The 14,091-nt window shown below is 40.7% G+C and carries 10 protein-coding genes; 3 read left to right on the top strand and 7 right to left on the bottom strand.

Annotated features, from left to right (window positions below; all coding sequences use genetic code 11):
- The first annotated feature begins 348 nt into the window (after positions 1 to 348).
- Complete coding sequence (katG, locus tag I6E69_RS09190) at positions 349 to 2,529, top strand: catalase/peroxidase HPI (protein WP_197121102.1); 2,181 nt, start codon at positions 349 to 351, stop codon at positions 2,527 to 2,529.
- A gap of 104 nt (positions 2,530 to 2,633) precedes the next feature.
- Here katG and I6E69_RS09185 read toward each other — a convergent pair whose 3' ends face one another.
- Positions 2,634 to 3,206 (bottom strand): hypothetical protein, encoded by a 573-nt coding sequence (locus tag I6E69_RS09185; RefSeq protein WP_002959106.1) that lies wholly within the window; start codon positions 3,204 to 3,206, stop codon positions 2,634 to 2,636.
- A 191-nt stretch (positions 3,207 to 3,397) separates the two neighbouring features.
- Here I6E69_RS09185 and arfB point away from each other — a divergent pair, with 191 nt between their 5' ends.
- On the top strand, positions 3,398 to 3,811 hold the full coding sequence (gene arfB, locus I6E69_RS09180) for an alternative ribosome rescue aminoacyl-tRNA hydrolase ArfB (RefSeq protein ID WP_002959105.1): 414 nt from the start codon (positions 3,398 to 3,400) through the stop codon (positions 3,809 to 3,811).
- 125 nt (positions 3,812 to 3,936) lie between these two features.
- Here arfB and eat read toward each other — a convergent pair whose 3' ends face one another.
- From eat to I6E69_RS09165, 3 genes are read right to left on the bottom strand one after another with little or no spacing between them, the layout of a single operon-like run.
- Positions 3,937 to 5,340, bottom strand: coding sequence for an ethanolamine permease (eat, locus tag I6E69_RS09175; protein WP_182736600.1), 1,404 nt, complete (start codon positions 5,338 to 5,340; stop codon positions 3,937 to 3,939).
- A gap of 59 nt (positions 5,341 to 5,399) precedes the next feature.
- Complete coding sequence (gene eutC, locus I6E69_RS09170; RefSeq protein ID WP_197121101.1) at positions 5,400 to 6,287, bottom strand: ethanolamine ammonia-lyase subunit EutC; 888 nt, start codon at positions 6,285 to 6,287, stop codon at positions 5,400 to 5,402.
- The gene (locus I6E69_RS09165) at positions 6,284 to 7,690 is read right to left on the bottom strand and encodes an ethanolamine ammonia-lyase subunit EutB (protein ID WP_197121100.1); all 1,407 of its coding nucleotides are present in this window, start codon (positions 7,688 to 7,690) and stop codon (positions 6,284 to 6,286) included. Before I6E69_RS09165 ends, eutC begins: the two co-directional genes overlap by 4 nt.
- A 220-nt stretch (positions 7,691 to 7,910) precedes the next feature.
- Between I6E69_RS09165 and I6E69_RS09160 the strand changes: the two genes are divergently transcribed.
- Positions 7,911 to 8,867 carry a helix-turn-helix domain-containing protein gene (locus I6E69_RS09160; RefSeq protein ID WP_197121099.1) on the top strand — a complete coding sequence of 319 codons (957 nt, stop codon included), beginning with the start codon at positions 7,911 to 7,913 and terminating at the stop codon, positions 8,865 to 8,867.
- A 1,066-nt stretch (positions 8,868 to 9,933) separates the two neighbouring features.
- Here I6E69_RS09160 and arfA read toward each other — a convergent pair.
- From arfA to I6E69_RS09145, 3 genes are all read right to left on the bottom strand, one after another.
- The gene (gene arfA / locus I6E69_RS09155; RefSeq protein WP_182693223.1) at positions 9,934 to 10,134 is read right to left on the bottom strand and encodes a ribosome alternative rescue factor ArfA; all 201 of its coding nucleotides are present in this window, start codon (positions 10,132 to 10,134) and stop codon (positions 9,934 to 9,936) included.
- 204 nt (positions 10,135 to 10,338) lie between these two features.
- The gene (locus I6E69_RS09150) at positions 10,339 to 12,879 is read right to left on the bottom strand and encodes a TonB-dependent siderophore receptor (RefSeq protein WP_197121098.1); all 2,541 of its coding nucleotides are present in this window, start codon (positions 12,877 to 12,879) and stop codon (positions 10,339 to 10,341) included.
- Between the two features lie 255 nt (positions 12,880 to 13,134).
- Positions 13,135 to 14,088 (bottom strand): sensor histidine kinase, encoded by a 954-nt coding sequence (locus I6E69_RS09145; protein ID WP_138490166.1) that lies wholly within the window; start codon positions 14,086 to 14,088, stop codon positions 13,135 to 13,137.
- Between the last annotated feature and the right edge of the window lie 3 nt (positions 14,089 to 14,091).

Genomic DNA, 14,091 nt, shown 5'->3' with positions numbered 1-14,091 from the left:
GTTAATTCACCGATTTTGTATTTTATTTTGCGTAATACTTTATATGAGCGCCATCTGACTTTTTTACTATTATTTTAAACGCGACTTTAAGCCTATTGTTAAGTACATCATTAACGTAAGGGCAATCAAAAATATAAATTGGAGCAATCGTTTTAAATAGTATGTTGAGGCTGGCGTAGCATAATTTATACGCCTATATTAAGGATACGTAAGCACTTAGGTAGGCACGCTGAGTAAAAAGTAAGCCTATTAAATAAAAATAACCGTTACTTTTTAAAGAGTTATAAACACATAAGCAATAATACTGATTGATTAAGTATTTTACTTTTCTATTTTAAGGATTTCACAATGAGCAAGCCAACAGCGGGTAAATGCCCTGTTATGCACGGTAGTAATTCAGTTGTTTCTAAAGTAAACACCGATTGGTGGCCAAACACACTCAACTTAGACATTCTTCATCAACACGATACTAAATCAAATCCATACGGTACTAATTTTAACTACGCAGAAGCATTTGAATCTCTAGATTTAGACGAAGTTAAAGCCGACTTAAAAACCTTTATGACCGACAGCCAAGATTGGTGGCCTGCCGATTGGGGCCATTACGGTGGTTTAATGATTCGTATGGCATGGCACTCAGCGGGTACGTACCGTTTATCTGATGGTCGCGGTGGCGCAAGTACCGGTAACCAACGTTTCTCGCCTTTAAATTCATGGCCAGATAACGCAAGCTTAGATAAAGCACGCAGACTTTTATGGCCACTTAAGAAAAAATACGGTAACAAACTTTCATGGGCCGATTTATTTATTCTTGCAGGTAACATGGCATACGAATCAATGGGTCTAAAAATTTATGGCTTTGCGGGCGGCCGTGAAGACATTTGGCATCCAGAAAAAGATATTTACTGGGGAGCTGAAAAAGAATGGTTAGCGCCTAGTGATGAACGCTACGACAATGTAGAAAAACCAGACACAATGGAAAATCCATTAGCCGCAGTACAAATGGGCCTAATTTACGTTAATCCTGAAGGTGTTAATGGTATACCAGATCCTCTTAAAACAGCGGCTCATGTACGTGAAACATTTGCACGCATGGCAATGGATGACGAAGAAACAGCAGCATTAACAGTGGGCGGCCATACAGTGGGTAAAACTCACGGTAATGGTAAAGCAGAGCATTTAGGCCCAGAGCCAGAAGCAGCAGACGTACACGAGCAAGGTTTAGGTTGGAACAGCACCAAAGAAGGCGGCTTTGGTCGTCATACTGTAACTTCAGGCCTTGAAGGCGCATGGACCACACACCCAACAACTTGGGATAACGGATACTGCCATTTACTTTTAAATTACGAATGGGAATTAACAAAAAGCCCAGCTGGCGCTCATCAGTGGGAACCTGTAAATATTAAAGAAGAAGACAAACCAGTAGATGTAGAAGATTCATCAATTCGTTTAAACCCAATGATGACCGATGCCGATATGGCCATGAAAGTGGACCCTGCGTACCGTAAAATTATTGAGCGTTTTTATAACGACTTTGAATACTTCTCTGATGTATTTGCACGCGCATGGTTTAAGCTAACTCACCGCGATTTAGGTCCTAAAGCATGTTACTTAGGTAAAGATGTACCAAGCGAAGACCTAATTTGGCAAGATCCAATTCCAGCAGTTGATTACACATTATCAGACGATGAAATCACAAGCTTAAAAGCACAGCTACTTGATTGCGGTGTAAGCGCGAGTGATTTAATAAATACAGCGTGGGATAGTGCGCGTACGTATCGTGGTTCTGATAAACGCGGTGGCGCAAATGGCGCACGTATTCGTCTAGCACCACAAAAAGATTGGCAAGGTAATGAGCCAGAGCGCTTAGCAAGTGTGCTTAGTGCCCTTGAAAAAGTACAAGCGGGTTTATCTAAGCCTGTAAGCATGGCCGATTTAATCGTTTTAGGTGGTACAGCGGCTGTTGAACAAGCGGCAAAACAAGCCGGTGTTGATGTAACAGTACCATTTGCACCAGGACGAGGAGACGCAACAGACGAAATGACTGATGCAGAATCGTTTGATGTACTAGAACCAATTCACGATGGCTTTAGAAACTGGCTGAAAAAAGATTACGCAGTATCAGCCGAAGAGTTATTACTAGAGCGCAGCCAATTAATGGGCTTAACAGCACCAGAAATGACTGCACTTATGGGCGGCATGCGTGTACTAGGCACAAACTACGCAGGCACTAAACATGGTGTATTTACCGATAATGTAGGCACGCTATCTACCGACTTTTTTGTAAACCTAACCGACATGGCCAACAACTGGAAGCCACTAGAGCCAGGTCTTTACAATATTGTTGAACGCAAAACAGGCACCATTAAATGGACTGCCACACGCGTAGATTTAGTGTTTGGTTCAAACTCTATTTTGCGTGCCCTAAGTGAGTTTTATGCACAAGACGATAATAAAGAACGTTTTGTACATGACTTTGTAAATGCATGGGTAAAAGTAATGAACGCAGACAGGTTCGATCTTAAATAATCTGTACGCTAAATAAAAACGGGGGAGTATTGAATACTCCCCCGTTTTTTATGCGTTTTAATTTCACGGCTAGATAAGCCCGCTTTTTTTTAAAGCAATAAAACTTATAAAAGTGCAAAAAGCTTTTGTAGTTGTGGCATATATTCGCTCACAAGTTCAAGGTTGTTTTCGCTTACTAAAGATTCTGTAGACTCCTCAGCAGCGCTTGATGACTTACCAAACGAACCCATTAATGAGCTAGCGCCTTTATCTTTAGCACTTTTCATACTTTGAAAACCGCCCATTACTTTATTAGCAGTTTCTTGATTATCAGCAGAAAGGCCCGACTTAAGATTTTCGATATAAGCCATTGATACTTCAGAACCTACAGTTACTAGCTGCTCTGGTGTAAAACCGTAACGGTTTGTCACACTCGCAAAGCTTTTGTATAGGTCTTGTTCTTTAATCATGCTTAATGCACTGTTAGCTAAAGAGCTTTGTTCGCCAACACTTTGATCTGCAGAACCACCTAGCATACTTGCTAAATCTAAGTCTTTTAACGACTCTTGGCTGCTTGCCCAGCTAGTCACAGCTGGCAGTGCTTTCATATAGCTTTGAAGTTGACCTTCGTTAATATCCTCTGCAAGGCTTGAGAAACTCATCGCTAATAAGCTAAGTGATACAAGTATTTTTTTCATTGAGCATTTCCTAGTATTAAAGTAGTGCCAATTAGAAACTAATAAGCAACACTTGCCAACACAAAATAAAATATTGGCTGATTTATAGTACAATTTATGAGAATTTATTTAAGTTCTAAGAATTTAGTTGATTCACCACAAGCTAATGTACTGATGATATAATGTATTTTTGACAAATAGAGCTGAACACAATGTTAACAATTTCAAATACTGTCACTATCGATGAATGGGAACTAGAGCTCACAGCTATTCGTTCGCAAGGTGCCGGTGGTCAAAATGTTAATAAAGTAGCAAGTGCAATTCATTTACGTTTTGACATTAACCGCTCTAAATTACCTGACTTCTACAAAGAACGCTTACTTGCCTTAAATGATACAAGAATTACCAAAGACGGCGTATTAATCATTAAAGCGCAAAGCCACCGTACCCAAGAGCTAAATCGAGAAGATGCCCTTAAGCGTTTAAAGGATTTAATTCTTAGTGCTACGGTAGTTAATAAAGCGCGTCGAGCCACCAAGCCCAGCCGTAATTCACAGCGAAAGCGCATGGACAAAAAAACCAAGCATGGGCAAAACAAAGCGCTACGCGGCAGCATAAAGTTTTAGCTTTAAATGGTATTAATAAAGTAGAGAAGGGGCTTGATGTTTACATGCATGCACTATTTTTACACCTTATTGCTTGTATAAAAATATAAGTGAGGGCTAGCCTCACTTATAATAACTATTAATATTTACTTAGCCATTTCTAAATCAGATTCTGCATCTGCCAACATTGCAAACTCTTCATCAGCGCTTTTAGCAACTAAGTGTTTTGAGCTGTAGCCAAAGTAATATACGGCGCCCACAATAAACAGCATCATAGTGTATAAAAATGCACGAGGGTCGAACGCATACACACCGGTTAATGCTATAAGCGAAAGCACTAAAGCAATACTTGAAGTTACTACACCACCAGGGGTTTTATACGGGCGAGGTAAATCAGGTTGTTTAACGCGTAGTAAAATATGGCTCAGCGCCATTAATGCATACGATACCGTTGCACCTACTACAGCCATTGCAAGTATTAAATCACCCTCGCCACTAAGTGATACTAAAAAACCAAATACGGCAGGTACAATCAACGCACGTGCTGGCACTTTGCGATTAGTCGTAATCGACAACGAACGCGATAAATATCCGGCTCTAGATAAAGCAAACACTAAGCGACTATAACCATAAATAATAGAGAAAAACGAAGCAACTAAACCCGCAAGCCCTAATATATTTACTACAGTTGCTAAGCCCTCACTACCCGATGCATTTAATGCATCAACCAAAGGTACAGCACTTGCGCCCATTGCAGCAGCACCGCCAGCGCCAGGCACTAAAACAACAACTAAAAAAGCAGTAAATAACAAAAAGATCATTGCACCAATAATGCCTTTTGGCACATCTTTAGCGGGATCTTTTGCCTCTTCTGCAGCAAGCGGTACACCTTCCACCGCTAAAAATAACCACATGGCAAACGGTAATGCAGCCCAAACCCCGTACCAACCTAAAGGTAAAAACTCACTGGCTCCCACTGCATCGGTTACGGGGACGTCAAATAAGCGTGATGCATCAAAATTTGTAATTAAAACAAAAGCCGTTGCAATAATAGCTAATACTGCTAAACCACTTATTACCATCATTACTTTAAGTGCTTCTCCTACGCCTGCTAAATGAATTCCCACAAATAGTAAGTAAAATAATGCATATACCCATGGTCCATTAAATCCGGTGAGGGCTTCAACTGCAGAGCCTATAAAAATAACAATAGCAGCGGGTGCTAAGGCGTATTCAATTAATACCGCAAGCCCGGTTAAATAGCCTCCCGCAGGCCCCATAGCTTGGCGCGCAAAACTATAACCACCGCCTGCTGCAGGTATTGCAGCTGACATTTCAGCAAGCGACAATACCAGCGCTAAATACATAACTGCCATTAACACTGCAGCAATGGCAAAGCCACCCCAACCCGCTTCGGCAATACCAAAGTTCCAACCTGCAAAGTCACCCGATATTACATACGACACACCCAAACCTGCGAGTAATAACCACCCCGCAGTACCTCGTTTTAACTGCCTTTTAGCAAGGTACTCTGTATTATTAGTAGACATAACCCTTCTCCGTTGATGTTTAGTTTTTATTGTTTTATTTCACGTGTTTCTAATTAAAATTACTCAGCAATTAAAAAGTTAGTGGTTGAAACCTGATGCTCAATTACATCGTCTTGTGTACGGTCTTTTAAATTAACCCCAGTTAGTTTTAGTTTTTTAGCTTCACGTAATAAGTACAGCGCACGCCTAGCCGCTTCTGTATAAGGTAGGCCTGCTGGGCGAATATTCGATATGCAATTACGACATGCATCGTTAAGTCCTGTTTTAGGCTCCCATGTTAAATACAAGCCAAGGCTATCTGGCGAACTAAGTCCTGGGCGCTCTCCTATTAACACCATAACCACCTGCGCATTTAGCAACTCACCTATATCGTCGCCAATTGCTACTCGACCTTGTTCAACCAAAGTAATGGGGGCAATTTTAAATGGCTTGTCTGTTGTAAGGTGCGCTAATAGCTCTGTTATAAATGGGCATGCATTTTTTTGTACCGCCAACGAGGAGAGTCCATCAACCACTACAATCGCTAAATCGTATTTAGCCTGCGTAGTGTGCTTTTGTTTATTCATATAGCTGAGAAGTATTTGCCTACCATTTTCATCAAGCTTGCGGCCTAAATCGGGTCGCTGAAGGTAAGTAACCCTGTCAACAGCTTGGCTGTGTAAATGCAGGGGAGGGGCAACTTCTTTTAACGCGTTAATACTGCCTAGTTGCTCAGTCATTTCGTTAATATCAAGCGGAAAACTCACCGCATCGCGCGCTTGTGCGTGAGATAGCTGAAAAGCCAGCATTTCTGAGGTTGGCAAACTTATACCCGCACGCCCAAGACCAATACGCGCGTCGGTAAAACGGCGTAAATCACTCCAAGGGTTATGCACTACATTACCGTTATTTTTATGCTCGTTTACTGAGTCATCTAAAGGAGTGCTCTGTTTTGAACGTGATTTCATGAGTCACCTCCAGTAATTGCACCCAGAGGTTTAGCAAAAGCGGGAGGCAAGGTATCTGAAAGTGTAATATCGGTAGTGCTCTGCATTATTTTCATTTTGCTTAGCCATGCTTCAAACTCGGGGGCAGGTCTAGAGCCAAGTACACGGCGAACATATAATGCATCATGAAAAGACGTAGTTTGGTAATTAAGCATAATATCGTCAGAGCCAGGTATTCCCATTACAAACGAGCAACCAGCAACACCTAATAGCGTAAGCAAGTTATCCATATCGTTTTGATCAGCCTCTGCATGATTGGTGTAACACACATCACATCCCATCGGTATGCCTAGTAACTTAGCGCAAAAGTGATCCTCAAGTCCTGCTCGGGTAATTTCTTTACCATCAAACAAATATTCAGGGCCAATAAACCCCACCACGGTATTTACCAGTAACGGGTTAAACTTACGAGCAACGGCATAAGCGCGAGCTTCACACGTTTGCTGATCAAGCTCATGATGCGCATTTGCTGAAAGCGAACTGCCTTGCCCAGTTTCAAAATACATTACATTATTGCCAACAGTGCCACGCTTTAAACTCAAAGCGGCATCTTGCGCTTCAGCCAAGGTATTTAAATTAAAACCAAAACTTGAATTAGTAGCCTCTGTGCCACCAATCGACTGAAATACTAAATCAACTGGTGCGCCAGCTTCTATACATTCAATGGTGTTAGTAACATGGGTGAGTACGCAACTTTGGGTTGGTATGGCGTACTTTTGAATAACATCATCCATTAACGTCATTAATTTAATGGCTTGGGCAACGTTATCGGTTGCTGGGTTTATACCTATTACTGCATCGCCATTACCGTATAGCAAACCATCAAGCATGCACGCAGCAATACCATTAATATCGTCAGTTGGGTGATTTGGTTGTAAACGTGTAGATAAATGCCCGGGGAGGCCAATAGTATTTCTAAAAGCACTCGTAACATGGCACTTTTTAGCAATTAATATGAGATCTTGATTGCGCATTATTTTGCTAACTGCAGCAGCCATTTCCGGCGTAATACCTTGCCTTATACTTGCAAGTACAGCAGGTGTTGCAAAGTCACTTAAAAGCCAATTACGAAAATCGCCTACGGTTAAATGTGCAATAGCCATAAAGGCATTTGCATCGTGCTCGTCAATAATTAAGCGTGTAATTTCGTCATCTTCGTAGGGAATAAGTACCTCATTTAAAAATGTTTTAAGAGGTACATCGGCCAATGTCATTTGTGCCACAGCACGTTCTTGTGCTGATTGTGCAATTACGCCCGCTAAGCGATCACCCGAACGCTGCGGTGTAGCTTTAGCCATTAATTGGGCTAAGTTCTTGAATTTATAAGTATGTGTACCTAAAGTGTAACCGTACGCTTGCCCCATGATTTACTCCACATAACTAATATGATCAACCTTGGTATAGGTTTTGCTGCATCTTTAGCTATAAATCAATATTGAATAGTTACAAGACAGCTTATTTTGTACCAAGTAACTATCGAATTTCGGCAAAAGATTATTTATTAATCCAATTCAATTGGTTACACACGCAAAGCGGTGTTAACTTAAGCATAATGAAAGTGTAACGATAAAGAGCATCCCCGATATGGCGCAGCAAAGTAGCTTTAACGCACCACTAAAGAGCAAGGTGCAAACACACGATATAGACGAGCAAGCGCATAGCCTTACTCAATGGCAGCAAAAATACGATCAAATGAGCGACGGCAGCTTTTATGGTTGTATTGAAGAAACGGATTACGCCAATATTCATGTGTTTAAAGAATACACTGAGCGAGCGCTTCGTCAGCAATGTAACATAGCCCCTAATTCGGTTTGGCTTGGCATTCCTTGTCAGTCACAGCAAAGTAAAATTAATGGTTTAAGTGTGGCAAGTAATCAATTTATGTGCCGTACAAGTGATAACGACTTTGAGTTGATAACCCCTGAGCAATTTAATATTTATGGTTTGGTAATCGATTGGAACTCAATTGAATATATGGCGCAGCTTCAAGGCGTAACATTGAAAAACCTGGCATCTGCACAATCAGCTCGCTTATCGGTGAGCAACTCATCTTTGCAAACGGCAAGACAAATAATTAATAGCATGGTTATAGGCAAGGGCTTTGGACTTAGAACCGAATCACAGCAAGATATGCTAAACATGTTGGCACTAAACTTATTACAAGCAGACAATCCGCAGCAAAATATTGCGCCAAGTTATAAACACCGAAAAGCCGTAGTAGATAAGGTAAAAGATTACGTGGCCACAAATCCACAAAACCCAATAACCATAACTGAGCTGTGCGAGCTTTCCTTTGTAAGTAGGCGCACACTTCAGTATAGCTTTGAGAGTATTTTAGGAATTAACCCTTTGCGGTTTTTACGTTTAACCCGCTTAAATAATGTAAGGCGGGAGCTAAAAAAACCAAACCAAGATAAGCCCATTTCAGTAATAGCTGCCAATTGGGGATTTTGGCATGCGGGACAATTTGCTAAAGATTACACGCAACTATTTGGTGAAAACCCATCACAGACAGTTAAAAATAATAGTTTTAAAGGTTAAAAACTACACTTCTAACGTGAGTGAAAACACCTGTAGACGCGCAGCTTGCTGGCGTTTAAAAGCATCGCTTTTACATTTAGTCGGATGCATTAGTAACAAGTAACTTAATCACCACCGAAAAGTGAAGGAGAAAACAATGAGCAGTGACTAACCATTACTCTTGTTTTCTCTGTGTAGCGCACAGCACCTCGGTGGTGAAATATCATATAACTTAAACAAATGGACTTTGTCTTCTCATTTACTCCTCTTTTTCTTCTCTTTGTGCATTCATATTTTTAAGGGCTGTTATTCACAAAGAGGTTTAGAGGCGCTGCGCTTCTAGAGGATAGCTTGCGAGTTAAAATAATAAAGAACTAAAAGTAAAAGCGAGGTATAAAACCTCACCTACATCGTGCAAACCCATCACAAACAGAAAAAATAAAAGTCTTAAAGGTTAGAAATTACACTTCTAACTTGAGTATAAGCACCTGTAGACGCGCAGCTTGCTGGCGTTTAAAAGCACCGCTTTTACATTCAGTCGGATGCATTAGTAAACAAGTCACCTTCTACAGACCATACTCTAACTTGAGTATAAGCACCTGTAGACGCGCAGCTTGCTGGCGTTTAAAAGCACCGCTTTTACATTTAGTCGGATGCATTAGTAACAAGTAACTTAATCACCACCGAGAAGTGAAGGAGAAAACAAGGAGCAGTGACTAACATTACTCGTGTTTTCTCTGTGTAGCGCACAGCGCCTCGGTGTTGAAATATCATATGACTTAAAAAAATGGACTTTGTCTGCTCATTTGCTCCTCTTTTTCTTCTCTTTGTGCATTCATATTTTAAGGGCTGTTATTCACAAAGAGGTTTAGAGACGCTGAGCTTTTAGAGGGTAGCTAGGGAGTTAAAATAATAAAGAACTAAAAGTAAAAGCGAGCTATAAAACCTCACCTACATCGTGCAAACACCGAACCCGTAGGTGCGAATTTATTTCGCGCTTATGTAACGTGGCTTAAATGCTTTAAAGTAAAAGCGAGGTATAAAACCTCGCTTATTATATTCAAAAGCCCTATTTGATCGGTGCTATTTAAGCCGCGATTAAATAGGACTCTTGTCCTGAATGCTTGTTGTTGCGTTTAAACGAACCTTTGCCTTTTTTAGCTTTAACCACTTGTGGTTTAAATAATTTAGAGGTGACCATTGCCGCTAGTGCATTGTGGTTTATAACGCCTCGTCCTGTGTCTACCGCGCTGGTGTTTGCGGTTTTTGTTTTAGATTTTTTAGTCATATATTTCCTATCAACTAATGGTTATTTTAAGTTAAATAATAAAGAGGCTTTTATATTGGCCTATTTAAGAGATGGCGATTGTAGGCTTAATTTTCAACCGCGCAAGTGTTTTTAATGCCCAACAGGTAGTTTTTTAATAATAAAAAAGCATAAAAAAAGCGCAGTTAATAACTGCGCTTATAATTACTTAGTTTACTTTATAAATTAAAAACTAAAACTTACTTTTGCGTAATACGTTCTGCCGTCAAAGCCGTATGGCAATGCGCGTACAGGATATTTAAATGCGCCGTTGGTGATAAAATTAAGTACTTCGTCATCACCTAATTCGTCTGGTGTTTCGTCAAATACGTTATCGGCACCTACCGAAAGCGCAAACATGTCATTAATTTGGTAACTAACATTTAAATCAACTAACACAGCAGACTCAACCGTACTTGTTGGTTTAAATGACCCCGTAGGCGAAAGCTCACCTGGTAATGAAATATGGTCGTTACCAAAGTATTTTACATCTGTTTCGCCAAAGTAGTTAAAGCGAATGGTTGATGTGTAGGCATCGCGTTCGTAGTCAAACGTAAGCGTTGCACGCTCACTTGGTTGTCCGTCGGTAAAAAAGCTACGTTGTAAATCATCAAAAGCAACCGCTTCAGGAATACCGTTTTCTGCATTTACGCTGTCAATTTTAGTATCGTTTAGGTTACCTGCAAAGGTTACTCCTAAATTACCGCCTTCGACTTCAGTGCGGTACGATGCAATAATATCAACACCTTGCGTAGTAGAATCAACCGAATTTGAGAAGTAGTTAGCTTGCACTGCACCAGTTGCTTGTAGCGCTGCAACAGCTTCTGAGCTAAACGATACATCGTCAGCCGAAAGCAAGCTGCCAAGCGTTATACGGTCTTCAATTTCTACACGGTAAAAATCAACCGTTAACGAAAGCTCGCTTGTTACATCGTAAACAAAACCTGCGCTGTAGTTTGTTGAAGTTTCAAGCTCTAAGCTATCTACGCCTAACGCACTTGGGAAAGCGGTCCCTGTGTTTGCTGTGAACGACTGCGTTAATGTGCCGTCTGAGCCTAAGTTAGTTGTAAAGGCTGTATAACCACTTTGTTGAAGTGATGGTGCTCTAAAACCAGTAGATACCGCACCACGTACAGCAAAGTCATCTGAAAATTCATAACGTGTTGCTAATTTACCAATTAAATCATCCCCAGCATCTGAGAAATCTTCATAGCGTAGCGCACCACTGACGTTCCATGCATCGGTGATCATAGTTTCTACGTCTACATAAACTGCGTAGCTGTTACGGTCGCTGTCGTTAGCCGCTTCAGGGCGAAGGCCGTTATAAGCTTGAAAACCACACTGTGCAAATTGATCCGGATCGTTTACTGATGGGTACGAGGTATCCATATTTGCTAACCCACACGCGTATGATGCTTCATCGCCAGGTACTATTTCGTAGTTTTCTTTACGGTATTCGGCGCCTACTGTTACATATAAAGGCTCACTACGGCCAATATCTACAATACCGTTTACATCAAGGTTAACCGTTGTTTGATCGAATCTAAAACCACCTGAGTAACCGCCAGTAGGGCCTGAGTTTGCTGCAATGTCGGCATCGCTTGCATCTGGGTTATTAAATAAATATTCAGCCGCGTAAGAAGCATTTAATGTATTGCGTGATGTAAAATCGTATTGGTTTTCACCATAAACAGCCGATACATCGTAAGTCCAGTCTGTGTTTATATCGCCTTTAAACCCAAGCGCTACTGAAATATCTTGTGCTTCGTTATATATGCGCGGTAAAAAACCATCGCTGTATACTTGTGTTACGTTTTTAGACGCTTCGTTAAAGTTACGGTAAAAACCATTACCCAGCGCCGTGCGCTCAGAGTAGCCACCAAACGAGTAAAGCTCGCCGTCGCCCACTGGTAATGCCATGTTGTAAAATAACGACGTAAATTCACTTTCTGAGTTACCTTGGCCCCAGCGTACATCTTCACTTAGTGTACCTGGTTCAACATTAAGCGAACCACCCGTATCGCGCTCTGCGCGGTTAGTGCCGTCGGCATCACGGTACTCAAGCGATAGGTTAATAAAGCCGCCTTCGTTACCTAATTCAAAACCACGGTTTAAACCTGCTGAAATAGTGTCGCCGTCACCTTCACTTGTGCCGCCGTATTGTACAAAACCCGTTGTAATACCGGTTGAGTTATTAAGAGATAAGTTAATAACACCTGCAATCGCGTCAGAGCCATACTGCGCTGCAGCGCCGTCGCGTAATACTTCAACGCCTTTAAGCGCTGTTAGCGGAATGGCATTCATATCAGTACCCGCAGCGCCTGCGCCTACTGTACCGTTAAGGCCAAAAATTGATTGGTTATGACGACGTTTACCATTTACTAACACAAGAGTTTGATCTGGCTGTAAACCACGAAGTGTTGCGGGTCTAAATAAATCTGAACCGTCTGATACTTGTGTACGCGAAAAGTTAAATGAAGGCGCTGTCGCTTGAAGGCTTTGGCCTAATTCGGTAAAACCACCTTTAGTTAAATCATCTGCGTCAATTAAATCAATAGGAGAAGAAGACTCTGTAGAGGTGCGGTTAGATACACGCGATCCTAATACAGATATTTGCTCTATGTTTTTAGCAGCTTGCACTGGTGCTTCTTCAGCGTTAACAATGCTTGGTGCGCTAAACGCGAAAGCAACGGCTACAGCAAGTGTGTTTAAACGGTATGTTGACATAGTGACGACCCTGTTTTTTTGTATTCTTAATAATATGTGTGTGGTTATGATGCTCATAACCTGTTGCAAACATCCTAGCAACATATGCAAACAAAAAGAAATGAAAAAAACTAAATATTTGGTCTAAGTATGCAAATAAACTTCAAGATAAGAAAAAACCACATCAAATCGGTTAAAATACGCGCTAAGAAGGGATTAAACATCAAAAAATAGAATGTTTAACACTTTATTTACAATGTGGTTTTGTTCGTTATTTTACACTTTTAAAGGTAATAGGCAGCGAATGGTCGTACCTGTGCCTAATATACTGTTAACTTCTATTTTTCCACCGTGATCGCTCACCATAGCGTATACAAGTGTCATACCCATACCGGTGCCTTTTCCAACTTCTTTTGTTGTGTAAAAAGGGTCAAACATATGCGCTATTGTGTCTTCATTCATGCCACAACCGTTATCTTTTATTTCAATACAAATATTTGTGTTGAGTTCAAAAATATTGACTTCAATAATGCAGCCTTTTTCTAAATCTAATTCGCAAGCTTGCCAAGCATTCATTAAAAGATTTACAAAAATCTGATTAATTGACGATAAATTGCACCAAATGAGTGGTAGGGGTTCAAACCGCGTTTTTATTTCGCATAATTTAAGTTTGCTACTCAATAACCTTAAAGCATTATTAGCACCCGTTGTTACATCGGCTAATTGTTTATCTTGAGAAGAGGTGGGGTGGGCAAAGTTTAATAAGTCATGCACTATTTGTTTTATACGTTTAAGTCCTTCAACGCTGTCGTTAATTTGTCCCTGCAAATTGTTATAAATCCACGCGTACGGATACTGTAAATTTAGTATGTCGATTTCGTGTTTAAAACGGCTCTCTTTAATTTCGTTATTTAAATATTGTTCGTTAAGTTTTAGCAGCGCTACAAGTAAAGGGCTTGCGTTTTGTAGGCTCTCTACGTTACTCATTGCATAGGCAAGTGGGGTATTTATTTCGTGGGCAACGCCTGCGCTCAGTGTACCTAAGGTTGCCATTTTTTCTGTTTGCACAAACAGCATTTGTTGGTGTTCTAAGTCGGCTACTTTTTTTTGTAGTTCATTATTTATGGCAACTAAAACGCTACTTTTATCTTTGAGTAATTGCTCTGCAGCTAAGCGCAGCTTTTGTTCGTTTAAAAAAGCACGTTCAAAATTACCATCTGATCCATCCATTCC

This window comes from Pseudoalteromonas sp. NZS100 (genome assembly GCF_015864815.1).
Classification (GTDB): Bacteria; Pseudomonadota; Gammaproteobacteria; order Enterobacterales; family Alteromonadaceae; genus Pseudoalteromonas; species Pseudoalteromonas distincta.
This window is presented reverse-complemented; position numbering and strand designations above follow the sequence as displayed.